Origin of the sequence: Sphingobium bisphenolivorans, from assembly GCF_000412635.1 — a bacterium.
GTDB lineage: Bacteria > Pseudomonadota > Alphaproteobacteria > Sphingomonadales > Sphingomonadaceae > Sphingobium > Sphingobium bisphenolivorans.
The window spans coordinates 199,997-222,562 of record NZ_ASTG01000006.1; the positions used below are offsets into that span (position 1 = coordinate 199,997).

19 protein-coding genes are annotated in these 22,566 nt (G+C 67.1%); 9 read left to right on the forward strand and 10 right to left on the reverse strand.

Translation table 11 applies throughout. From position 1 onward, the window contains the following. Positions 1-17 precede the first annotated feature (17 nt). From L858_RS0106605 to xseA, 4 genes are all read right to left on the reverse strand, one after another. The gene (locus L858_RS0106605; protein ID WP_081643311.1) at positions 18-3,116 is read right to left on the reverse strand and encodes a TonB-dependent receptor domain-containing protein; all 3,099 of its coding nucleotides are present in this window, start codon (positions 3,114-3,116) and stop codon (positions 18-20) included. A 282-nt stretch (positions 3,117-3,398) separates the two neighbouring features. Continuing rightward, positions 3,399-4,232 (reverse strand): M23 family metallopeptidase, encoded by an 834-nt coding sequence (locus L858_RS0106615; protein WP_022682364.1) that lies wholly within the window; start codon positions 4,230-4,232, stop codon positions 3,399-3,401. Further along, complete coding sequence (locus L858_RS0106620) at positions 4,229-4,444, reverse strand: DUF2093 domain-containing protein (protein ID WP_022682365.1); 216 nt, start codon at positions 4,442-4,444, stop codon at positions 4,229-4,231. Before L858_RS0106620 ends, L858_RS0106615 begins: the two co-directional genes overlap by 4 nt. A gap of 28 nt (positions 4,445-4,472) precedes the next feature. Continuing rightward, the gene (gene xseA, locus L858_RS0106625) at positions 4,473-5,981 is read right to left on the reverse strand and encodes an exodeoxyribonuclease VII large subunit (RefSeq protein ID WP_022682366.1); all 1,509 of its coding nucleotides are present in this window, start codon (positions 5,979-5,981) and stop codon (positions 4,473-4,475) included. 7 nt (positions 5,982-5,988) lie between these two features. Between xseA and purD the strand changes: the two genes are divergently transcribed. From purD to L858_RS0106640, 3 genes are all read left to right on the forward strand, one after another. Next, positions 5,989-7,272 carry a phosphoribosylamine--glycine ligase gene (gene purD / locus L858_RS0106630; protein ID WP_028055882.1) on the forward strand — a complete coding sequence of 428 codons (1,284 nt, stop codon included), beginning with the start codon at positions 5,989-5,991 and terminating at the stop codon, positions 7,270-7,272. A 65-nt stretch (positions 7,273-7,337) separates the two neighbouring features. Continuing rightward, complete coding sequence (locus L858_RS0106635; protein WP_022682368.1) at positions 7,338-7,856, forward strand: hypothetical protein; 519 nt, start codon at positions 7,338-7,340, stop codon at positions 7,854-7,856. A gap of 76 nt (positions 7,857-7,932) precedes the next feature. Next, positions 7,933-8,118 (forward strand): SGNH/GDSL hydrolase family protein, encoded by a 186-nt coding sequence (locus L858_RS0106640; protein ID WP_022682369.1) that lies wholly within the window; start codon positions 7,933-7,935, stop codon positions 8,116-8,118. Between the two features lie 6 nt (positions 8,119-8,124). Here the strand turns inward: L858_RS0106640 and L858_RS0106645 are convergent, their stop codons facing one another. The 4 genes from L858_RS0106645 to L858_RS0106660 are packed head-to-tail and all read right to left on the reverse strand — an operon-like array spanning position 8,125 to position 12,284. Beyond that, entirely contained in the window at positions 8,125-8,922 is a 798-nt protein-coding gene (locus L858_RS0106645; protein WP_022682370.1) for an inositol monophosphatase family protein, read from the reverse strand. Then, positions 8,909-10,255 carry a TldD/PmbA family protein gene (locus L858_RS0106650; protein WP_022682371.1) on the reverse strand — a complete coding sequence of 449 codons (1,347 nt, stop codon included), beginning with the start codon at positions 10,253-10,255 and terminating at the stop codon, positions 8,909-8,911. Before L858_RS0106650 ends, L858_RS0106645 begins: the two co-directional genes overlap by 14 nt. A 60-nt stretch (positions 10,256-10,315) precedes the next feature. Next, positions 10,316-11,218, reverse strand: a complete 903-nt coding sequence (nudC, locus tag L858_RS0106655) for an NAD(+) diphosphatase (RefSeq protein WP_022682372.1) — start codon at positions 11,216-11,218, stop codon at positions 10,316-10,318. Beyond that, positions 11,205-12,284, reverse strand: a complete 1,080-nt coding sequence (locus tag L858_RS0106660) for an A/G-specific adenine glycosylase (protein WP_022682373.1) — start codon at positions 12,282-12,284, stop codon at positions 11,205-11,207. The genes nudC and L858_RS0106660 overlap by 14 nt, the downstream gene beginning before the upstream one ends. 26 nt (positions 12,285-12,310) lie before the next feature. Between L858_RS0106660 and L858_RS0106665 the strand changes: the two genes are divergently transcribed. From L858_RS0106665 to smc, 4 genes are all read left to right on the forward strand, one after another. Then, on the forward strand, positions 12,311-12,853 hold the full coding sequence (locus L858_RS0106665) for a DUF721 domain-containing protein (protein WP_022682374.1): 543 nt from the start codon (positions 12,311-12,313) through the stop codon (positions 12,851-12,853). A gap of 26 nt (positions 12,854-12,879) precedes the next feature. Continuing rightward, positions 12,880-13,551, forward strand: a complete 672-nt coding sequence (locus L858_RS0106670) for a DsbA family protein (protein ID WP_022682375.1) — start codon at positions 12,880-12,882, stop codon at positions 13,549-13,551. Between the two features lie 47 nt (positions 13,552-13,598). After that, positions 13,599-14,333 (forward strand): thioredoxin domain-containing protein, encoded by a 735-nt coding sequence (locus L858_RS0106675; protein ID WP_022682376.1) that lies wholly within the window; start codon positions 13,599-13,601, stop codon positions 14,331-14,333. An 80-nt stretch (positions 14,334-14,413) separates the two neighbouring features. Next, the gene (gene smc, locus L858_RS0106680; RefSeq protein ID WP_022682377.1) at positions 14,414-17,854 is read left to right on the forward strand and encodes a chromosome segregation protein SMC; all 3,441 of its coding nucleotides are present in this window, start codon (positions 14,414-14,416) and stop codon (positions 17,852-17,854) included. A 17-nt stretch (positions 17,855-17,871) separates the two neighbouring features. On the opposite strand, the gene L858_RS0106685 is transcribed toward smc, so the two are convergent. Both L858_RS0106685 and ubiA read right to left on the reverse strand, forming a co-directional pair. Further along, positions 17,872-19,329 carry a phospholipase D-like domain-containing protein gene (locus tag L858_RS0106685; protein ID WP_022682378.1) on the reverse strand — a complete coding sequence of 486 codons (1,458 nt, stop codon included), beginning with the start codon at positions 19,327-19,329 and terminating at the stop codon, positions 17,872-17,874. Further along, on the reverse strand, positions 19,326-20,228 hold the full coding sequence (gene ubiA, locus L858_RS0106690) for a 4-hydroxybenzoate octaprenyltransferase (protein ID WP_022682379.1): 903 nt from the start codon (positions 20,226-20,228) through the stop codon (positions 19,326-19,328). The genes L858_RS0106685 and ubiA overlap by 4 nt, the downstream gene beginning before the upstream one ends. An 82-nt stretch (positions 20,229-20,310) precedes the next feature. On the opposite strand from ubiA, the gene L858_RS0106695 reads away from it, so the two are divergent. Next, a complete protein-coding gene (locus tag L858_RS0106695; RefSeq protein WP_022682380.1) occupies positions 20,311-21,057 on the forward strand; it encodes a 16S rRNA (uracil(1498)-N(3))-methyltransferase in 747 nt (248 codons plus the stop codon). 104 nt (positions 21,058-21,161) lie between these two features. After that, positions 21,162-22,535: a glutamate--cysteine ligase gene (locus L858_RS0106700; RefSeq protein WP_022682381.1), complete on the forward strand. Its 1,374-nt coding sequence runs from the start codon at positions 21,162-21,164 to the stop codon at positions 22,533-22,535. Positions 22,536-22,566 lie beyond the last annotated feature (31 nt).

A 22,566-nucleotide genomic window follows, 5' to 3' on the forward strand; every position in this document is an offset into this window, starting at 1 on the left:
TTCGGGGGAGCCGAAGGTCAGTAGTTGAACTTCGCGCCGACCCGGAAGTAGCGGCCCAAGATGCCCTCGCCGCCCTGAACCGGGTTGTAGGCGTGGGCGCCATAGGTCACCGGATCGATCGGAGGCAGCTTGTCGAACACGTTCAACATGTTGGCGTAGAAGGTGAACTGATCCGTCACCTTGACCTGCGCGTTGAGGTCGAAGGTGATATAGTCCTTCACCCGGCAAGGCACGAAACGGTCCGGGTTCTGGCCGCAATCCTTGTAATCGTCACCCTGATCCATCGCCGACAGATCATAGCCGCCAAAGAAGTTGACGATACCCGTGAGCGCGACCTTGCCGAAGTCGAGCGTGTTCGTCCATGTGCCGCGCCATTTGGGCGTACCCGAACCCGATGTCAGGTTGAAGTTCCCGAGCGTGCCGTCATAGCGCTGCGTCGTGCCGTCGGGGAAGGTGGTTTCCAGACGGAGGATGTAGCTGGCCTCCAGCGAGCTCGACCAACGGATGCTGTCGGTGATCGGCAGGTCGGCATTGACGCCGAAGTCGAAGCCTTCCGACTTGATGGTGTCGGCGTTGATGAAGCCCGACTGGACGAAGGCGACGCGCGGCTGACGCGGATCGCCCGGAGCGATGGGAACATCCTCGATCACGTTGAACCCGGCCGGGATCGGCAGGCCGGCATAATAGGCCTGCAAAGCGGGCGTGTTGTCCGCCGTGGTGATCGCCCCCGTCTTCTTGATGTTGTAATAGTCGACGGAGAAGGACAGGCCGCGCATCGGCTCGACCAGGATGCCGGCCGTGAAGCTGCGTGACTTTTCGGGCTTCAGGTCGGGGTTGGCGAGCGAGGTGGCGCCATAGGTGCCGCTGCGGATATATTGCGGGCAGCTGCTGAAGGTCGCCACCGTACAGCCATATTGGGCCAGATAAGTGTCGTTGAACAGCGTCGCGCCATTGCCGACGAAGCCAGTCGTCGGGAAGGTCGCGTTCGCCTCACCGAAGCTGGGGATGCGGAAGCCCTTCGAGTAGGTGCCGCGCAGCAGCACCTCCCTGATCGGCTTCACCTTCACGCCGAGCTTCGGCGAGAAATTGTCGATACCCCCGGAATAACGGTCATACCGGCCGGAGACGTTCACCTCGACCTGATCGATGATCGGGGCGTTGATCTCCGCATAGGCCGAATAGACCTTGCGGCTGCCCTTCACGGCAAAGCCGTTCAGGCGATAGTAGCGCTCCGTCCCGCCGTTGATGTCGGAGTTGATAGAAGGGGAATCAATGGCTTCGTAGCGGAAGGATACTCCGACGCCGACCTGCAGCGGACCGCCCGGCAGGTCGAGCAGGTCACCGCTTACCACGCCTTGCACCTGAACCATGTCCGACGTCGACGTCGAGAGCGCCGTCGGCATCAAATAGTCCATCACCGCCTGGCTGTTAGCGGCAGGGTTGACGAAGTTGAAGCTGCCATCCGCGATTACGTCCAGCAGATGCTGGATATAGACATAGCCGTCCGACTTACGGCGCAGGTCCATGTGCATGGCCGTCGCGTCGACCTGATAGTTCCACCTGTCGTTGATCGGTCCCTTGATGCCCAGCGCACCGCGATAGGCTCGGGTGCGAGATTCATCATGTTCGAGCGAGTTGGAGAGGCGGCCGATGATGGCTGCGTTCTGACCCGACGCCGCAAAGGGATTATTCGGGTTCAGCGTGCCATTCGCGGCGGTGCAAGCGACGGTCGTGCCGCGCGGGCAGACATAGACCGGCAGCTGCAGGATTGTGTTGTTGCCATAATAGGCGACGTTGCCCGAGCTACTGTAGCGCGGGAAGTAGAAGGGCGCAGGCGCGTTTCCGCGGATCGTGCTGGGCAGGCCGTCATAGCTGACGTCGGTCTGGAGGAAGTTGAACTGCGCATAGGCTTCGCTCGAATCGCCGATGCGCGCGGTGAAGCGGGCCGACAAGCCGTAACGCTGGATATTCGGGTTGATGATGCCGTAATTCTGCGTCAGATCTTCCTGGCACACCGTTGTCGGCGCGGAGGCGTTGATGAGATTGCCGTCCTCGTCGGTCGCCGCCAGTTCTCCAGGCGTCAGTGAATAAGGCGTGCTGCGGCCGTTGCAGCCGGCGGGATTCAGGATTTCGTACCGGCCGTTCTGAGCACCGGTCAGCGCATTTGCCGGCCGCACGAAGAAGTTGCTGCCCGTGTTGGTAACGACGGGGCTGAAGCCAGGATAGGCGCCATCGGCGTCGAGGCCATCGACGACATTGTTGGGGCCGCAATTGCCGTCGTTGCAGACGCCGCGATAATCGTCGCTGTTATAGGGATATGGACGCTGGCTGTTCTTCAGCTGTTTGCTCTTATAATAGAAGCCGCTGACATAGGCGTTGTATCCATTGTCATCCAGGTCGCCGGTGCCAGCAGTCATCGACAGGCGATATTGCGAACCGTCGCCACGGCTGGAAATGCCAGCCTCCGCGCGGCCTGCAATGCCCTTGAACTCCCGCTTGGTGATGACGTTGACCACGCCGGCGATCGCGTCCGCGCCATAGCTGGAAGAGGCGCCGTCGCGCAGCACTTCGATATGATCGACAATGTCGTCAGGGATCGTGTTCAGATCGACGAAGTTGCGCGTGCCGTCATCCGAAAGCGGGTAATAGGCGGCGCGCATGCCGTCGAACAGAACCAGCGTGGAGTTGGTCGACAGGCCACGCAACGACACCGCTGACGCACCAGCCGCAAAGGCCCCGTTCGCCGAAAAGCTGTTGGTCAGCGCCGGACCGTTATTGGCTGCGATGCGCTGCAATCCTTCCTGGACCGTGCTGATACCGCGACGATCGAGATTTTCGACCGATACGGTGGTGACGGGAGACGGAGTTTCCGCATCGGTGCGGCGGATGATGGAGCCGGTGACGACGATGACGTCGCCCTGATCGTCAGCCGCGGCATCCTGGGTCGTGGTGGCTGCCTGTGGCTCCTGCGCGACGGCAGGCGCGGAGAAGGCGGCGAATCCGGCGCCAGCTACGGCAAGCGCCTGCAGTGCTGCGCTCGCGCGCAGGCACGCATCATTGTTGATCTTTTTCACAGTCCAGTCCCTTGCTCTGGAGACACGCGGATTGCTCCGCATGCTTTGTTCTTGACGACCGAGGAGGGCGTTAGGAGCCCGACAGCAAACCCTCTTCAGCCGTGCTGCTTGGCAATCTGCGCAGCCATTTTATGACTGTAAAGCAATGACGCGGACGCCGGTTCGATTTGAATTATACTGTCGTAAATTTGCCACATATGGCCGATCCTGATCTTGAACAGCCGTCAAACAACAATGTTATTCTGTTGCATTTAGTGGCGGAATTATCGTTCCGCAGAACGGCAACGCCTGCGACAAAATTTCGTTCCGCGAGCGTTACACAGATTAGGAAGTGGGCATCGGTCCGGCGAGCAGGAGCGGGTCTATCCGCGCCTCCTTCCAGCGCAGACCCCAGTGCAGATGCGGTCCGGTCGCTCTGCCGGTTGCGCCGACTGCTCCGATCCGCTGGCCCTGCGCAACATGCTGCCCCACTTTCACGTCGATGCGGGAGAGATGCAGGAAGGCGCTGCCCAGGCCATGACCATGGTCGATCATCAGCAGATTTCCCTCCAGGGTGAAAGGCTTGTCGGCTGCCAGGGTGACGACGCCGTCGGCCGGGGCAACGACGGGATCACCTGTCGCGGCGGCGATGTCGATGCCGCCATGATAGGCGCCGGGCTCCCCCTGATAGATTCGCTGCGATCCGAACAGGCCCGACACCCGCCCGATGCGCGGCCACAGGAAGCGCTGGCGCCAGCCGCTCGCGTCGGTGGTTAGCGCCCGCGCGGCGGCGATGCGCGCCAGTTCGGGCTGGCGAATGGCAAGGAAAGCCTGATTATCGCGCACCGGCCGCATCGGCGTGTTCACCCGCTCGATCCGCCAGGCGCGCGGCGCCACGGTGAGCGGGCGGTCAACAATACGTCCGTCCGCCAGGCGGGCGGTGAGGCGCGCCTCTGAACCAGCGTCGCGATCGAAGGCGACGAGGAAGCGGCCGTCCGGATCGACGGGCACAGGCTCCCCGTCGAACCGCAGCTCGACTGCGCCAGCCGGCGCCGTACCGCTCAGCGCTCCGCCCTGGACCGGGGCGCCCGACAGGTAAAATTGTTCTGATCGCTGCGCTGAAGCGCCGATGGCCGCACCGGCCAGCGCCAGCACAGCTGCGGCGCACAGGAGCCTCATGCCTGGAGGCCGCGCGCCTTCAGTTCAGCCTTGGCGGAAATCTCGGCGCTGGCATAGGGCTCCTGCCGCGCGATGCTCCAGTAGCGCAGATCGTCGAGCGGGATTTTCTCGCCGCTGACTGCGCACACGACATGATCACCCGCCTGCAGCACGCGGAAGCTGTAGGCCATATAGTGAAGCCGGGCCGGGCGATCGCGATGGGACATCAGCATGGGTGGGAAGGGCCTTTCTGCTTCAGGATCAGGAGAAGAGGTCCTGCTGTCCGCTTCCCTGCTGCTGGTCGCGCACCTTTCGGGGCGCGCGCTGCGCACTGGATATAACCTCCGCCGAAGGCTTCTCAAGGGGTGCGGGGACGGAGCCGCCCTCGATCGTCGCACCCACCGCGCCATCGGCGAAGTGCAGGCTGACGGCGCCGGCCGCCTGCGCATCGCCCACCGTCCGGATAAGCCGGTCGGCGGCCATCACCCGGGCGAAGCCGCGCTGCAAGGGCAGGTCGGGATTGACCGAGAGGAACAGGCGCGCAAGGCGGTCAAACGCCGTCGCCCGGTCGCGATAGACGCGGGCGAGATAGTCGGGGCGCAGTTGCAGGCGCTCGACCCGTTCCTTCGCGCGGTTCACATATTGGCGCAGCAAGGCGGGCCGCAGCGCGCCGCTCGCCTGGCTGAGATGCGTGCGCGCGTCGGCAACGCGATGGCGCAGGCAGCCGACGAGATTGTCGGAGAGCTGGTCGAGCCGCTGCCGCTGCGGCGCCAGCAGCGTGTCGGGCGAGGGAAGCAGCCGGACCTGCATGTCGAACCGCTCGCGCGCCTGGGCGGCGCCGCGCCGCACCGCGCGATCCATGCGCAGGCCTTGTTCCTTCAGCAACGCGGCCAGCTCGGCGCGCACGGGCACCGCCATTTCCGCCGCAGCGGTGGGCGTCGGCGCGCGCATGTCGGCGGCATAGTCGCAGAGCGTCGTGTCGGTTTCATGGCCCACGGCCGAGATGATCGGGATCGAGCATTCGGCGACCGCGCGGACGACAATCTCTTCGTTGAAGCTCCACAGATCCTCGATCGAGCCGCCGCCGCGCGCGACAATCACCAGATCGGGCCGAGGTATGGGGCCGCCCGGCTGCATGGCGGAAAAGCCGCGCACCGCCCGTGCCACCTGTTCGGCGGCGCCCTGCCCCTGCACCAGCACGGGCCAGAGCAGCACCTGCGTGGGGCAGCGATCCTCCAGGCGATGGAGAATATCGCGGATCACCGCGCCGGTGGGCGACGTGACGACGCCGATGACGCGCGGCATGAAGGGCAGGCGGCGCTTGCGGTCGCGATCGAACAGCCCCTCCCCCGCCAGCTTGGCCTTGAGCTTTTCAAGCAGCGCCATCAGCGCGCCTTCGCCCGCCAGCTCCATCCGATCGATCACGATCTGATATTTGGAACGGCCGGGGTAAGTGGTGAGCTTGCCGGTGGCGATCACCTCCACCCCGTCCTGCGGCGCGAACGGCAGGCGAGCCGCCCCGCCCTTCCACATCACGCCGTCGATGACGGCATTGTCGTCCTTGAGGCAGAGGTAGATATGCCCCGACCCCGCCCGCTTGAAGCCGGAGATTTCCCCACGCAGGCGGACATGGCCGAACCGGTCCTCGACCGTGCGCTTCAGCACGGCCGACAATTCGCTCACCGAGAGCGGCGGCGCGTTGTCGCCGGCCCGATCCTCGGCTAACAGGCGCCCCGACACATCAAAACCAGCTTCATATTCCGGGGACATGGGCGAAATGAACATCCTTCTGTTGGGCAGCGGCGGCCGCGAACATGCTCTGGCGTGGAAGCTGGCGCAATCGCCCGCTCTCACGACGCTTTATGCGGCGCCCGGCAACCCCGGCATAGCCCAGCATGCGACGCTGGTCGACCTTGATGCCACGGATCATCGCGCGGTCGTCGATTTCTGCCTGCGCCACAGCATCGGGCTGGTGGTGATCGGGCCGGAAGCGCCGCTTGTCGACGGGCTTGCCGACAATCTGCGCGTCAAGGGCTTTCCCGTATTCGGCCCAGGCAAGAAGGCGGCGCAGCTCGAAGGCTCCAAGGGCTTCACCAAGGACCTCTGCAAGCGCGCAAACATCCCCACCGCCGCCTATGAGCGCGTCACCAGCAAGGACGGCGCCATCGCCGCGCTCGACGATTTCGCGCTGCCCGTGGTGATCAAGGCCGATGGCTTGGCCGCAGGCAAGGGCGTCATCATCGCGGAAACTCGCGAAAAGGCGGTCGAGGCGATCGAGGACATGTTCTCGGGCAGCTTCGGCGCGGCCGGCGCGCAAGTGGTGCTGGAGGAATTCATGGTCGGCGAGGAGGCGAGCTTCTTCGCGCTGACCGACGGCAGCGCCATCCTGCCCTTCGGATCGGCGCAGGATCATAAGCGCGTCGGCGATGGCGATACCGGCCCCAATACCGGCGGCATGGGCGCCTACAGCCCTGCCCGCGTGCTGACGTCCGAACTGGAAGCGGAGGTGATCGAGAAGATCATCCGTCCGACGGTGGATACGCTCGCTGCCGAAGGAACACCCTATAGCGGCGTGCTCTATGCGGGGCTGATGCTGACCGCCGAGGGGCCCAAGCTGATCGAATATAATGCGCGGTTCGGCGATCCTGAATGCCAGGTGCTGATGATGCGCTTCGACGGCGACCTGGCGGCGCTGCTGCTCGCGGTGGCGCAGGAGAGGCTGGCCGACGAGGGACCGGTCGAGCTGGCGGACCGCACCGCGCTTACCATCGTCATGGCGGCGAAGGGCTATCCCGCCACGCCCGAAAAGGGCGGCGCCATTCGCGGTATCGATGCGGCGGAAGCGACCGGGGCGCGTGTCTTCCACGCGGGCACGGCGGAAAAGGAGGGCGCGATCGTCGCCAATGGCGGCCGCGTGCTCAACGTCACGGCCACGGGCGAAACGGTCAAGGCAGCGCAGCAGGCCGCCTATCAGGCGGTGGACGCGATCGACTTCAAAACCGGCTTCTGCCGCCGCGATATCGGCTGGCGCGAGGTCGCGCGGGAAGAGGCTAACGGCTGAAAGGCTTGCCCCGCACGTCCGAGCATCCTTATTAGAGGCAGGTCAGACAGGGAGGGATGAGAGGGATGCAGGAATTTTTCATGGATTATGGCCTGTGGCTGCTGATCGCGCTGCTGGTCATCATCGGCGTCGTGTTCCTGCTTTCGGGCCGCAAGAAGCCGGTGGAGCCGAGCGCTCCCCTTGAGGTGAAGCGCTCCGCACCCCCTGTCGCGCCGCCAGCTCCCGAGCCGGTGTCGCCTGCCGCCGCCCCCTTCGTCGCGCCGGAGCCGGTCGCGGCCGCTCCTGCCGTCCCTGTGGCTGAGGCGATCCCCGCCTCGCCCGCCGTCACCAGCAGCGATGTGGGCGCTCACGACGACTTGCTGAAGCTCAAGGGCGTGGGTCCCAAGCTCAATGCCCTGCTGATCGAGTTGGGTGTCACCCGTTATGCCCAGATCGCGAACTGGAGCGATGCCGACGTCGCGGCGATCGACGCGAGGCTCGGCAATTTCAAAGGCCGCCCGGTGCGCGACCAGTGGATCGATCAGGCCAAATATCTCGCGGCGGGCGATCTGGCGGGCTTCGAGGCCAAATACGGCAAAATCTGAGCGTCAGGCGGGGAGCAGCGCCAATCTGGAGGCGCAGCGATTATGCAGCGAGGCGGCACGTCGGCTGTCCGCGCAGATGCCGCTCACCTATTTCGCCGACGTCACCACGCCGCTGCTGAAGGGCGGCAGGCTGGATGGCAATTATCAGCCTGAAGGCGTGCATATGAACCCGGCGGACTATCACATATGGGCCGATGTCGTGCGGCAAAGGCTCGAACAGGTTCTGCCGGCAGCAACCGTGCGCCGCTGTACCGCGCAGTGAAGCGGCTCAGCCCTGCCCCAACAGTTCGCGGGCGCGGGGGCCCAGGCGGTCGGCCGCCGCCGCGTGGATGCCGGGCGCCGCGCAGAGCAGACCGAAGGCGGTCGGCTCCGGCCGGTTGAAGGACAAGGGATCGCCCAGCGCATCGGTGACGATCGCGCCCGCTTCCTGCGCGATGAGCGCGGCGGCGGCGACATCCCATTCATTGCCCCAGCGCACCGTCGCCACCAGATCGGCCTCATCCGCCGCCACCATCGCCATGCGCAGCGCGATGCTGTTGGGCTTGTGGACTACGGTGAGGTCGCGGTCATGGCGGGGCAGCTGGTCGGCCGGCACCCGTGCGCCCGGGAGGTCCATGCGCGCCCCCGCCCGAAGCGCGCGGCCGTTGCGGGTCGCGCCTGCCCCGGCTTCTGCGATCCACAATTCGTTGCGCGCGGGCGCGGCGAGAATGCCGATCCGCACCGCGCCATGCTCCACCAGGGCGACCGACACCGCCCAGCCGGGCTTGCCGCGCAGATAGTCGCGCGTGCCGTCGATCGGATCGACCACCCAGACGCGGTGCAGGTCGAGACGATGGACGGTATCGGCGGTTTCCTCCGACAGCCAGCCGGCCGAGGGATCGATTCCGTAGAGGCTTTCGCGCAGCATCCCATCCAGCTCGAGGTCGGCCTCGCAGACAGGATGGCCGGGCATTTTCTCCCACTGGCGCACCTGCGTCTGGCCGCCCGCCCACAGGGTGAGGGCACGGTCCGCCGCGTCGGACACGGCCCCGACTAGCCGGCGCAGATCGATCTCAACCGCCGGCAACGGTCATCCCATCGACGCGGAGGGTCGGCACGTTCATGCCATAGCGGAACTCAAGGTCGTTGGCGGGCACAAGCGCGCGGAACATCGCCTTCAAATTGCTGGCGATGGTGATTTCCGACACCGGCCGCGTCACCGCGCCGTCCTCGATCAGGAAGCCCGCCGCGCCGCGGCTATAGTCGCCGGTCACGCCATTGACGCCCATGCCGATCAGTTCGGTGAGGTACAGGCCGCGCTTCACGTCCGCCATCAGTTCAGCGGAAGTCAGGCTGCCGGGCTCCATATGGACGTTGGTAATGCCGACGCCCGGCGCGCCGCTGCCGCCGCGGCTGGCATGGCCGGTCGGTTCCAGCCCCAGTTGCCGGGCCGAGGCGCTATCCATCAGCCAGCCGGTCAGCACGCCCCGCTCGATCAGCGCGCGGCGCGCCACGGGAAGGCCCTCTCCGTCGAAGGGACGGGAGCGCAGGCCGCGCGCGCGCAACGGATCGTCGATGATGGTGATATTCGCGTCGAACAGCGCCTCGCCCAGCGATTCCAGCAGGAAGCTCGACCGGCGCGCGATGGCCGGCCCCATCATGCCGCCGATCAGGTGGCCGAGAAGGCTGGGGCCGATGCGCGGATCGAAGAGGATGGGCATGACGCCGCTTTCGACCTTGACCGGGTTGAGCCGCGCGACCGCACGCTCGCCGGCGCGGGTTCCGACCGTTTCGGGGTCTTCCAGATCAGCGATATGGCGCACGCTGTGGCTGGAATGATCGCGCTGCATATCGCTGCCGGTGCCGGCGAGCACGCTGGCCCAGGTGGAGTGGGTCGTTCCCCCATAGGCGCCGGCGAAGCCGTGGCTGGTGGCGAGCGCGACCTGGCTGTGGCCCGTCGCCGCGCCGCCGCCTTCGCTGTTCGTGACGCCGTCGACGCCGCGCGCCGCCTCCTCCGCGGCGCGCGCGCGTTCGCGCAGTTGCGCCGGCTCCGGCTCGAACGCATCGACCAGGTCGAGCGCCGGAAGCGCGCCCCGCAGCAGCCGATCCTCCGGCGCGAGGCCGGCAAAGGGGTCCTCCGGCGCTTGCCCGGCCATCGCAATGGCGCGCTCGATCAGCGTGTTCAGCGTGGCCGGATTCATGTCCGAAGCGGAGATGCTGGCCGAACGCCGGCCGACGAAGACGCGCAGGCCGATCTCCTCGCCCTCCGACCGCTCGACATCCTCCAGCGCGCCGAGCCGTACCGACACATTGGTCGAGGCATTGGCGGCATAGATGGCGTCCGCCGCGTCAGCCCCGGCCCTGCGCGCGGCGTTCACAAGATCCTGCGCGCGTGACTGGGCGTCTTCTAGGCTGAGCATGTCGAACGATATCCTGAAGCGGGGCGGGACAAGGCTGCGGCCTTACGCGCTTGGCCAGGCTCAGGCAACCTGCCCGTCCAGCCAGTGCTTCAGCAGATGCCAGGCGACCGCCATCGGCGGCGGCGCGACAAAGGGCGCGTCCGGCTCCTCGGCCAGCGCGGCGCGGACGCCCGCCGCATCGCACCAGAAGGCATGCTCTATTTCCGCCTCATCGATCGTCAGCGCGTCGTCATCGGATTGCGCGGTACAGGCCAGCATCAGCGACGAGGGGAAGGGCCAGGGCTGGCTCATGACATAGCGGACCGAGTGGACGGCGACGCCGGCCTCTTCCTTGATTTCGCGCACGACCGCTTCCTCGATCGTCTCACCCGGCTCGACGAAGCCGGCCAGCGCCGAATAGCGGCGGGCGTCCCAGCTATGCTGACGGCCGAGCAGGACGCGCCCCCGATGCTCGGCCAGCATGATGACGACCGGATCGACGCGGGGGAAATGCTCCGCCTTGCAGGCGGGACAGTTGCGCGACCAGCCCGCCTTGGCCGGCTCGGTTCGCTGGCCGCAGACCGAGCAGAAACGGTGCCGGACGTGCCAGGACAGCAGGCTGCGCGCGGTGCCGTAGAGCGCCACCTGATCGGCCGGCACCTGGCTCGTCAGCGACCGGCTGCGCGGGGAGGGGAAAACATTGTCAGGCGCATCGGCCAGCAGTTCCGCGAAGATCGGCCGCTGCTCCGCATCGACGCCCAGCAGGACATAATGTTCGATCCAGGCGTCGGAAGGGAGCGGCTCCAGCACGACGCGGCCGTCACCCACTACGGCGTCAAGTCCCTCCAGCACCAGCTGGCGGGCGAGCGGCGACGCGAAGGCTTCCGCCAGCAGAGCCGGGTTGGTGCGGATCGGGTCCACCCGGTCCAGCGTTCCCCCGGCAAAACCGAGCGGCTGCGATCCAGGGACGTTACTGCCGTGCATTGTGCATCATCTCCTTCTTTGCCTGCGCCACCACTTCCGCCGCGCGCGCGAACAGGGTCGGCAGGCCCGCCTCCCCGATCCTGGCTATCGGCCACCACTCGCCCGCGCCGGGCGGGGTGACGTCAGGCCCGACATGGGCATGATGCACCGAGAGTGCGAGCGAAAAATGCGTGAAGACATGGGCGACCGGTGGCTCCGCGCGAAACCAGCGCGCGGCAAGCGGCGGCGTGGCGTCGGGGGCGTCGCTCCAATCCGACGACGGCAGCGCGCGCATGCCGCCCAGCATGCCCTTGTCCGGCCGCCGCACCAGCCAGACATGCCCGTCGGGCCGCTCGATCCACCAGCCATGGCCCTGCCGGCGCGGCTTGGCCTTCTTCGCCGCCTTGACCGGGAAAGCGGCCGGATCTGCGGCCAGGAACGCCGCGCAGTCGGGGCGCAGCGGGCATATGCCGCAAGCCGGGCTCCGCGCCGTACAGATGGTCGCGCCCAGATCCATCATCGCCTGCGCGAAATCGCCGGCCCGCAGGTCGGGCGTGATGGCGTCGGTCGCCGCGCGGATCGCCGTCCGACCGGCAGGCAGCGGCGTATCGATGGCGAAGAGCCGCGCCACCACCCGCTCGACATTGGCGTCGACCACCACCGCCCGCCGACCGAAGGCGATCGCCGCCACGGCTGCGGCCGTATAGGCGCCGACGCCCGGCAGGGCGCGCAGCCCCTCCTCCGTATCGGGGAAGATGCCGCCATGATCGGCAGCGACGGCGCGGGCACAGGCGAGCAGGTTGCGGGCGCGGGCATAATAGCCAAGGCCGGCCCAGGCGGCCATGACATCGGCGTCCTCAGCCGCCGCCAGCGCCTCGACGGTCGGCCAGCGGTCGGTGAATTTGGCGAAATAGGGTCCGACCGCCGCCACGGTCGTCTGCTGCAACATCACCTCGGACAGCCAAACACGGTAGGGATCGGCGGCGTTGGCGCCCGGCGGCGCGCGCCACGGCAGCCTGCGCGCGTGGCGGTCATAATGAGCGAGCAGGTCTTGCGCGATTTTCCTTGTTGATCCCTCGACGTGCATGCCGGCCCTATGCCATTAAGCGCGCCATGACGGAACGCCCCGCGACTCCCAAATTGAAAAACCGCAAGGCGGAGCGGGAGGAACGGCCCCGCGTCGGCGGCCCGCGCCAGATCGCCGACCTCATGCCCACAATCGGCGCGGCTGCCTTCCGCAAGTTCGGCTTCGTCCAGTCGAGCATCGTCACCCGCTGGGCGGAGATCGTCGGACCGCATTATGCCGGCATCAGCGAACCCGAATCGATCCGCTTCCCGGCGGGAAAGAAGGCGGGCGGCACGCTGCAGCTGACGGTGATGAGCGGCCATGCGCCGATGATCCAACATGTGCTGCCCGACATTATCGACCGGGTGAACCGCTTCTTCGGCTATGCCGCCGTCGCCAAGGTGGCGATGAAGCAGGGCATGGTCAGCGCCGCCCCGCCGGACCGCCGCGCGCCACCGCGCAACCTGAAGCCCATTCCGGTGGAGTTGGGCGATTCCCTGCGCGACATTGGCGACCCGGAATTGCGCACCGTCCTTGAATCCCTCGCGCAGGGGCTTGCCAATTCCAGCGGCTTGCCCAAGATCGGCTGAAAATCCTTCCGTTTCAGGATCGTTGCATGACATCCATCCGACTGCTTCTGGCCACCCTTCTCGCTATTCCCGCCATGGCGATCGCCGCGCCCGCCGCCAACTGGGTGGCGCAGGTCGCGCGCTCGCCGATCGGCGGCCATATCCTCGGCAATCCGGCGGCGCCGACCAAGCTGGTCGAATATGTGAGCTACACCTGTTCCCACTGCGCCCATTTCGTGGGCGAGGCGAGCGCACCGCTGAAGGCCAATTATGTGAAGGGCGGCAAGGTCAGCGTCGAGGTGCGCAACGCCGTGCGCGACAAATATGACCTGACCGCCGCGCTGCTGGCGCGTTGCGGCGGCCACAGGCGCTTCTTCGGCAATCATGAGGCGCTGTTCGCCAACCAGAGCGCCTGGATCGAGAAGGTCGAGGCTTATGACGGCACGTCCGACAAGCCGACCGAGCAAAAGGCAGCGCTGCGCGACATCGGGCAGAAGACCGGCCTCTATGCGCTGATGGGCAAGCGCGGCTTCACCCCGGCGCAGCTCGACGCCTGCATCAACGACCCGGCGTCGACCAAACAGGTGCTGGCGATGACCGACGAGGCGTGGAACAAGGTGAAGATCGGCGGCACGCCCGCCTTCACGATCAACGGCACCATGGTGAACGGGTCGGACTGGACGCGTCTTCAGGCCGCATTGCCCGACACCGCGCACTGATCTAAACCCCCTTTCGACCACGCCCGAATAGCGGAGCTTGTACCAACGTGAAAAGCCTGACCGGACTTGCCCTGATCGCCGTTTCCCTGACCCTTGCCGGCTGCGGCAAGGGCGAAAGCAACAGCACGGCAGCCGCCGAGCCGGTGGCGGCGGTTCCCGCACCCGCCGGCACCAACTGGTCGACCACCTTCTCCGCCACGCCCGAGGGACAGTTCGTCATGGGCAATCCCAATGCCAAGGTGAAGCTGGTCGAATATGGATCCTACACCTGCAGCCATTGCCGCGATTTCGCCGCCGAAGCGTCGGAAGAAATCAAGCAGATGGTCGATACCGGCAAGCTGAGCTACGAATATCGTCCCTTCGTGCGCGACCCGATCGACATCGCGACCGCGCTGCTCGCCCGTTGCGGCGGCAAGGACGTGTTCTTCCCGCTGTCCGAGCAGTTTTTCGCCAACCAGAACGCGATGTTCGAAAAGGCGCAGAGCCTGGGCGAAGCGCGTTACCAGCAGTTGATGAGCGCTCCGCCGCAGCAGCGCTTCGGCCAACTGGCCTCGGCGGTGGGCCTGGTCGATTTCGCCAAGCAGCGCGGCATTGCCGAGGATCAGGCGAAACAGTGCCTGGCAGACACGGCTTCGGCCGAAAAGCTGGCCAAGAATGTCCAGGAAGCCAGCAACCAGTATAAGATCGACGGCACGCCGACCTTCATCCTGAACGGCGTCAAGGTCGAGAATGCCGCCGCATGGTCGGCGCTGAAGCCCAAGCTCAAGGAAGCGGGGATCTGATTGGACCAAGGGGGGCTGACATCGTCGATCCAGCTCGGCCCTGAAGGCGGGGCGGCTTCGCGCTGCCCGGCTCTGGCGCCATGCAGATAAAGCGCCTCAAGCTTTCCGGCTTCAAAAGCTTCGTCGATCAGACGGAGCTGCGGATCGAGCCGGGCCTGACCGGCATTGTCGGGCCGAACGGCTGCGGCAAGTCCAACCTTCTGGAAGCGATCCGCTGGGTCATGGGCGAATCCAGCGCCAAGTCGATGCGCGGCGGCGGCATGGAGGATGTGATCTTCGCGGGCACATCCACGCGCCCGCAACGCGACTTCGCCGAAGTGTCGCTGCTGACGGTGCAGGAACAGGGGGAATTGTTCAACGCGGTGGAGGTCGCCGCCGACGGCGAGCTGGAAGTCACCCGCCGCATTGAACGGGGCGCGGGCAGTGCCTATCGCGCCAATGGCCGCGACGTGCGCGCCAAGGATGTCGCGCTGATCTTCGCCGACGCCGCCACCGGGCCGCATAGCCCGGCGCTGGTGAGCCAGGGGCGCATCGCCGCCGTGATCGCCGCGCGGCCGCAGGAACGGCGCGCGATGCTGGAGGAAGCGGCGGGCATTTCCGGGCTCCACGTCCGCCGCAAGGATGCCGAGCAGAAGCTGCGCGCGGCGGAAGCCAACCTGATGCGGCTGGACGAGATTCTGTCCGAAATGGACGCGCGCGCCAACAGCCTGCGCCGGCAGGCCAAGGCGGCGGAACGCTATATCCGCCTGTCCGAGCAGATCCGCATCGGCGAAGGACGCGTGATTTTCGCCCGCTGGCGGGAGGCGGCCGCAAGCGCCGACGCGGCGCGAGCGGAGGCGAAGCAGGCGGAAGGCGCGGTGGTTGCCGCGCAGGAGGCGCAGGCTGCCGCCGCCGTTCACGCCAATGCCGCCGTCGAAGCGCTCGCCACCCAGCGGAGCGCGGCGCAGGCAGCACGGGATGCCGCCAGCGAGGCGGGTCATAAGCTTGCGGCGTTGCGCACGGAGCGCGACGGCGTCGTTCGCCGCCTGCACGACCTCGCCCAGCAGGCGGCGCGGCTGGAAGAGGATCGAGAGCGCGAAGGGACGCTTGCCAACGACGCGGCGCAGGCGATCGCGCGCCTGACGGGCGAGATCGCCGCGCTGAAGGCGCGGATTGCCGAAACCGAAGCGATGCGGCCCGATTTCGCCGGCCGTATCGCCCGCGCCGAAGATGCGGCGCGGGACGCCGAACTGGACCTTGCCAAGGCGATGGCGAAGCAGGCCGGGGAACAGGCCGAACTGCGCGTGGCAGAGGCGGCACTCACCGCCGCGCGCAGCCGGCTTGAGCGTGCCCGGCGAGAGACAGAGCGCCTTGAAGCGGAAGCGGCAGCCCTGCCAGATGCCGCGCCGCTCAATGCCAGGCGCGCCGAAGCCCTTGCCGTCCAGCAGCAGGCGAGCGCCGATCGCGACGCCGCCGAGGCGGCGATCGGTGCGGCAGAGACGGATCGCGCCGCCGCCGCCGAGGATCGCGCGGGCGCAGAGGCAGCCCTCGCCGCCGCCCGCGCGGCTCTTGCGGCCCTCGACAGCGAGGCCGCCGCGCTAAAGCGGGCGGTGGAGAGCGGCGCGGGCAACAGCCGCGCGCTCGATCGGCTGAAGGCTGCCCCCGGCTATGAGCGCGCGCTCGCCGCCGCGCTGGGAGATGATCTGGAGGCGCCGATCGCAGAGGAGGGCAAGCGCCGCTGGGCGGGCGCCGAGGCGCTCGACGGCGATCCTGCCTTGCCCGCTGGTTGTGTGGCGCTGGCGACCCATGTCACGGCGCCGCCGGAACTTGCCCGCCGCCTGGCGCAAATCGCTGTGGCGCAAGAGGATGAGGGGCAGCCGCTTGCCGTGGGGCAGCGCCTCGTGACGCCGGGCGGCCATCTGCGCCGCTGGGACGGCTATGTCGCGGTCGAAGGCGGGGCGGCAGCCGCGGAACGTCTGATCCGCCTCAACCGGTTGGAAGCGATCGCCGCCGCCCGCCCTGCGGCAGCGTCGGAGGTGGACAGCGCGCGCGCCGGGCAGGACGATGCGGCGGGCCGCGAACAGGCTGCGGCGGAGACGCTCGGTGCCGGGCGCGCGCAGCTTTCCGGCGCTGACCAGCGGCTGCGCGCGGCCCTGCGCGCCGCCGACGAAGCTGCCACCGCGCTCGACCGGCTGAGCGGCCGGCGCGAGGCGATCGAGGAACGGCTGCAGGAGGCGCGGGCGGACCTTCATGTGGCGCAGGCCGAGCATGAGCGCGCGCAGACAGGGCGCGCCGCCGTGCCGGATGGCAAGGAAACCCGCGCTTTCGTCACCACGCTGCAGCAGGCGAGTGAACGGGCGCGGCTGGCGGTGAGCCAGCTTCAGGCCGATCAGGCTCTGGCCGACCGCGCGCTGTCGAGCGACCGCGAGCGCATGGCCGCCGCCGATGCAGAGGCCAAAGGCTGGCGCGCGCGCGCAGGCGAAGCGGCCAAGCGCATCGCCGCCATGGTCGAGCGGGGCGAGGCCATCGCCGCCGAGCGCGCGGCGATCGCGGACCAGCCGGACCTGTTGGCCGGCGCGGTTGCGACGCTGAGCGAACAGGGCGACATGCTGACGCAGGCCGCCGACACCGCGCGGCGCGAGGAGTTCGAGGCCGAAGCCGCGCTCCGCACCGCCGAACAGCGTGCGGCCGAGGCGGGTGAAGCGCTCGCCCAATGCCGTGAGACGCGCGCGACCGCCGCCGCCCGCGCCGAGGCCGCCGACGAGAAGCGGGTCGAAACCAACCGGCTTTCAGGCGAGCGGTTCGAATGCCCGCCCCCGGTGCTGCCGGAGAAGCTGGGCTTTGCCAGCGCCGACATCCGCACCGCGCAGACCGAGCAGGCCGAGCATGACCGGCTCGTTGCGGAGCGGGAGCGGATCGGGCCGGTCAACCTGGTCGCCGCGCAGGAACTGGAGGAGCTGGAAACCACGCAGGCGAACAGCCGCGCGGAGAGCGAGGAACTGTCCCAGGCGATCAACCGGCTGCGCGGGTCGATCGGCAGCCTGAACCGGGAAGGCCGACAGCGCCTGCTCGCCGCGTTCGAGGCGGTGGACGGCCATTTCCGCCGTCTGTTCACCACATTGTTCAACGGCGGGCAGGCGCATCTGGAACTGATCGACAGCGACGATCCGCTGGAGGCGGGGCTTGAGATCATGGCGCAGCCGCCGGGCAAGAAGCTGTCGGCGCTGACGCTGCTCTCCGGCGGCGAGCAGGCGCTGACCGCCGTGGCGCTGATCTTCGGGCTATTCCTCACCAACCCCGCGCCGATCTGCGTGCTGGACGAGGTCGATGCGCCGCTGGACGACGCGAATGTGGAGCGCTTCTGCGACCTGCTGGACGCCATGGTGGCGCAGACCAATACACGCTATCTGATCGTCAGCCATAATGCGGTGACGATGGCGCGCATGCACCGGCTGTTCGGCGTGACCATGGTGGAGCGCGGCGTGAGCCGGCTGGTGTCGGTCAATCTGGGCGGGGCGGAGGAACTGCTGGCGGCGGAGTGAACGTCACTCCATGCGGCTCAGCTGCGCCCCGGCCGCCCCCGCATCCGGCGGAACAAGCCCCGCTCGGTCACCGGCTCGAACATCTCGGCCGGACCTTCGGGATCAAGCACCTCATTTTCCGCCAGCCATGCCTGCACGTCGTTGATGTCGGGCGTGACATAGGGCCGCAGCGTCCGTCCCGGCTTGTCGCGCAGCCGCTCGATCGCGGCGATCATGCCGTCTTCGGCGATCACCGCCGACACCCGCTCGACAGGCAGGTCGAGATGCTCGGCGATCAGCTCGTCGCGTATGGCAAGGATAGCGGCCTCCCGCCCCGCATTGGCCGGGAGCGCCGCGTCGATCGTCACGTCGCATTCGGTATCGAGCCGCATCGAGCGGTTGTTCATGTTGGAGGAGCCCACCCGCAGGACGCGGTCGTCCACGATCAATATCTTGGCGTGAACATAGATCGCTTCGCCGCGGGTGGTGAAGGGGTGATAGATGCGCAGCCGCCCATGCGTGTCCAGCGCCCGCAGCGCCTCCACTAGCCGCGCGCGGGCGGTGTCCATCGCCTGCTGTTCCAGCCAGCCGTCGGCACGTTCCGGATTGACGATGACGATCTCCGGCCCGTCTTCCTCGCCGAGCCTCTTCGCGATGGCTTCGGCGATGCGGCGGGAGGCGAAATATTGGCTCTCGGCATAGATGGTCCGCTTGGCCGAGGCGATCTGGTTGAGGTAGAGCCGCTCGATCTCGATCAGCGGTTGCTGATCCTCCATCTCCGGCGCGGAGCGGGCGATGGCGACATCGACGTCGCGGAACTGCACCGGCAGCGCGTCGGGCCAGCAGTCATGCTCGCCCCAGATCGGCTCCAGCGGATCGGCGCCCGCGCCCTTCCACCGCGCCCGCGCATGATCGCCGAGCGCCATCGCGACATCGCCCTGCAAGGCCGTGGTCGCATCGTGCCATGGCCCATAGGGCGACCCGTCGGGATGCTTGCGCCCGGGGTCCTCATCGCGATGATGCCGCGTGTCCCAACGGTCCCCGGTCATGTCGATGCCGCCGCAAAAGGCGAAGCAGTCGTCGATCACGACGATCTTCTGATGATGCGAGGCAGCCGTCGGATGATGGCTGTCCAGCTTCACATGAATGCGCGAATGGGCCATCCATTTGACCGTCGTGAACAGGTTGGACGGCCGCACCATCGACTTCATCGCGCCCACGTCCCAGCGCAGCAGATAGATGTCGAGCTCCGGCTTCTGCTCCACCAGCCAGCTGATGAAATCGCCGATGATCACCGGCGCGCCGTCATCCGCCTCATCCTCACGGATCAGGCTGATGGCGGCGTCGAAGTCCCAGCCGATCAGCATGATGCGTCGCTTCGCCTTCAGCATCGCCGCCCGCGCGTGACGGAAATAGGCGTCCGCATCGACGATCACGCTGGCCTGCGCCGCGCGCGCGATCCGCCAGCAATCCTCCCCCGGGACCGGTGCGCTCATGCGTTCCCCACGACCAGACAGGCAAGAAACATCAATAACCCCGCAAAGCGATTGGACCGGAATTTGAGCAGCGGATCGGCGCCGTCCTGCCTGAGCGTCGCCACCTGCCACGACAGATGCGCCGCCATTGGCAGCAGCGCGAGCAGCGCCAAAGCCTGCGGGCGCACCTGCCAGAGCGCGCCCGCCCAGAGCAGCAGCGCCGCCAGATAGCAGAGCGTCACGCCGGCGCGCACGTGCCGGCCCATCGACAGGGCGCTCGATCCGATGCCGATCAGCGCATCATCCTCCCGGTCCTGCAAGGCGTAGATGGTATCGTAGCCGACGACCCAGAAGATGCAGCCGCCATAGAGCAGCAGCCCCGGCAAACTGAGCGTGCCCATGACCTCGCTCCAGCCGACCAGCGCGGCCCAGGAAAAGACCAGCCCCAGCCAAAGCTGCGGCCATCCGGTGATCCGCTTCATGAAGGGATAGGCGGCGACCAGCGCCAGCGACGCCAGCGCCACGACCTGCGCATAAAGCCGCAATTGCAGCAGCACCACCAAGCCCACGAGACAGAGCGACACCAGCCATATCCAGGCGGTTTTGAGCGATATCGCTCCGCTCGCCAGCGGGCGCGAGGCCGTCCGCGCGACCTGCCGGTCGAGATCGCGATCGACGACATCGTTGAAGACGCAGCCGGCGCCCCGCATGACGATGCTGCCCAGCAGCAGCCACAGGATCAGCGGCCAACGCCCGCCTGTGCCGCCCGCCAATGCTACCGCCCATGCCCCCGGCCAGAACAGCAGCCACCAGCCGATCGGCCGGTCGAACCGCGCCAGCAAGGCCAGCGCGCGCGGCGTGTCGGGCAGGCGCGCGACCAGCCCGCGCGCTTCACTGTCGGGAACTATCGTATGATTCACCGCGACTCCGTTCAGGCTGGCTTGTCGAAGCCCTTTCCTCCTCTTTAGGGAAGAACGACCGCCGGACAAGCCAGGAGACGAAATGACCGCAACCCCCGCATGGCCGCCGCAAAGCGCGCCCCGGCTTCATGTCGAAACGCCGCTTGAAGAGGGCGTCGCCGTGCCCGTCGATGGCAATCCAGCCCATTATCTCATCAGCGTCATGCGGGTGAAGCCGGACGATATCGTGCTGCTGTTCGACGGCCGGTCGGGCGAATGGGCGGCCAAGGTGCGCGACATCCGCAAGCGCGATCTGGTGCTGGAGGTCCTCAGCCGGACCAAAGCGCCGGAGGATGTTCCCGACTTCTGGCTCTGCTGCGCGCCCATCAAGAAAGGCCGCATCGACCTGATCGCCGAAAAGGCATGCGAACTGGGCGTCGCGAGGCTGCAGCCGGTGCTGACCCGCCGCGCCGTGGTGGACAAGCTCAACCTCGACAGGCTGCATGCCCATCTGGTCGAGGCCGCCGAGCAATGCGGGCGCACCGCGCTGCCGGAGCTGACGGGCATGGTGAAGCTGGACGCGCTGCTGAAGGATTGGCCCGATGAGCGCTGGCTGTTCTTCGCCGACGAGACGGGCGGCGCGTCGCTCGCCGAGACGCTGAAGGACCATCCTGGCCCGGCGGCCTTCCTGATCGGGCCCGAAGGCGGCTTCGACCCGGTCGAGCGGGAAGCGATCCGCGCGGTGGCCAAGGCCGTGCCGGTGTCGCTCGGCCCCCGCATCCTGCGCGCCGAAACCGCCGCCATCGCGGCGACGACCGCATGGATGGCGATCAACGGCGATTGGCGTTAGCCAGGTTTTCTTCCGCAACCGGATTGAAGCCGCCGCGGGTGCAGCCTATTTGAACGCGGCGCGTTGTGCATTTGACGCGCCGGGGGGAAAGATTAAGGCGGGGCATGAGCACCAGAACCGACACAGGGGGCAATGATCCCATTATCGAGAGCCGCGAGCAGCTGATTGCGGCCTTCTCAAAGGGTGAAAAGCCCAAGGATCGGTGGCGCATCGGCACCGAGCACGAGAAGTTCGTCTACAAGCGGCAGGACCATCGAGCGCCCTCCTATGAGGAGATGGGCGGCATTCACACGCTGCTGATCGGCCTCACCCGCTATGGCTGGAATCCCGTGTTCGAGGGCGACAATATCATCGCCCTGTCCGGTACGGACGGCACCGTCAGCCTAGAACCGGCAGGTCAGCTGGAACTGTCGGGCGCGCCGCTGGAAAATCTGCACCAGACCTGCGCGGAAACGGCGCGGCATCTGGAGCAGGTCAAATATGTTGGCGACATGCTGGGCCTCGGCTTTCTGGGCCTTGGCATGTGGCCGGACAAGAAGCGCGATGAACTGCCGATCATGCCCAAGGGCCGCTACGACATCATGCTGCGCCACATGCCGCGCGTGGGGTCGATGGGCCTCGACATGATGCTGCGCACCTGCACGGTCCAGACCAACCTCGACTATGGCAGCGAGGCGGACATGGTGAAGAAGTTCCGCGTCAGCCTTGCCCTGCAGCCGCTGGCGACGGCGCTGTTCGCCAATTCGCCCTTCACCGAAGGCAAGCCCAACGGCTATCTTTCCTACCGCAGCCATATCTGGTCGGACACCGATCCGCACCGCACCGGCATGCTGCCTTTCGTGTTCGAAGAGGGCTTTGGCTATGAGCGCTATGCCGACTATGCGCTCGATGTGCCGATGTATTTCGTCTATCGCGACGGCGGCTATATCGACGCTGCCGGGCACAGTTTCCGCGACTTTCTGAATGGCAAGCTGGCCGTCCTGCCAGGCGAGAAGCCGACGGAAAAGGACTGGGAAGACCATCTGTCGACGGCCTTCCCTGAAGTGCGGCTGAAAAGCTTTCTGGAGATGCGGGGTGCCGATGGCGGCCCCTGGAGCCAGATCTGCGCGCTCCCGGCGCTTTGGGTCGGACTGCTCTATGATGATGGCGCACTCGACGCCGCCTGGGACCTGGTCAAGGACTGGAGCATGGAGGCGCGGCAGACGCTACGCGATTCCGTGCCGAAACTGGCGCTGAACGCGCCGCTTCCGGGCAATCGCAAATTGGGCGACATCGCGGCTGAAGTCCTGTCGATCGCACGGCAAGGCCTTGCCGCCCGCGCGCGCCTCAATGCGGCGGGCGACAATGAGAGCGGCTATCTCGCGCCGCTGGATGAGATCGTCGCATCGGGGCAGACCCATGCCGAGCGGCTGCTCGCCCGTTATCATGGCGAATGGCAGGGCGATCTCAGCCGCATCTACGCTGAGGAGAGTTTTTGAATTCCCGTGCTCCTGCATTGGAGGGAGCACA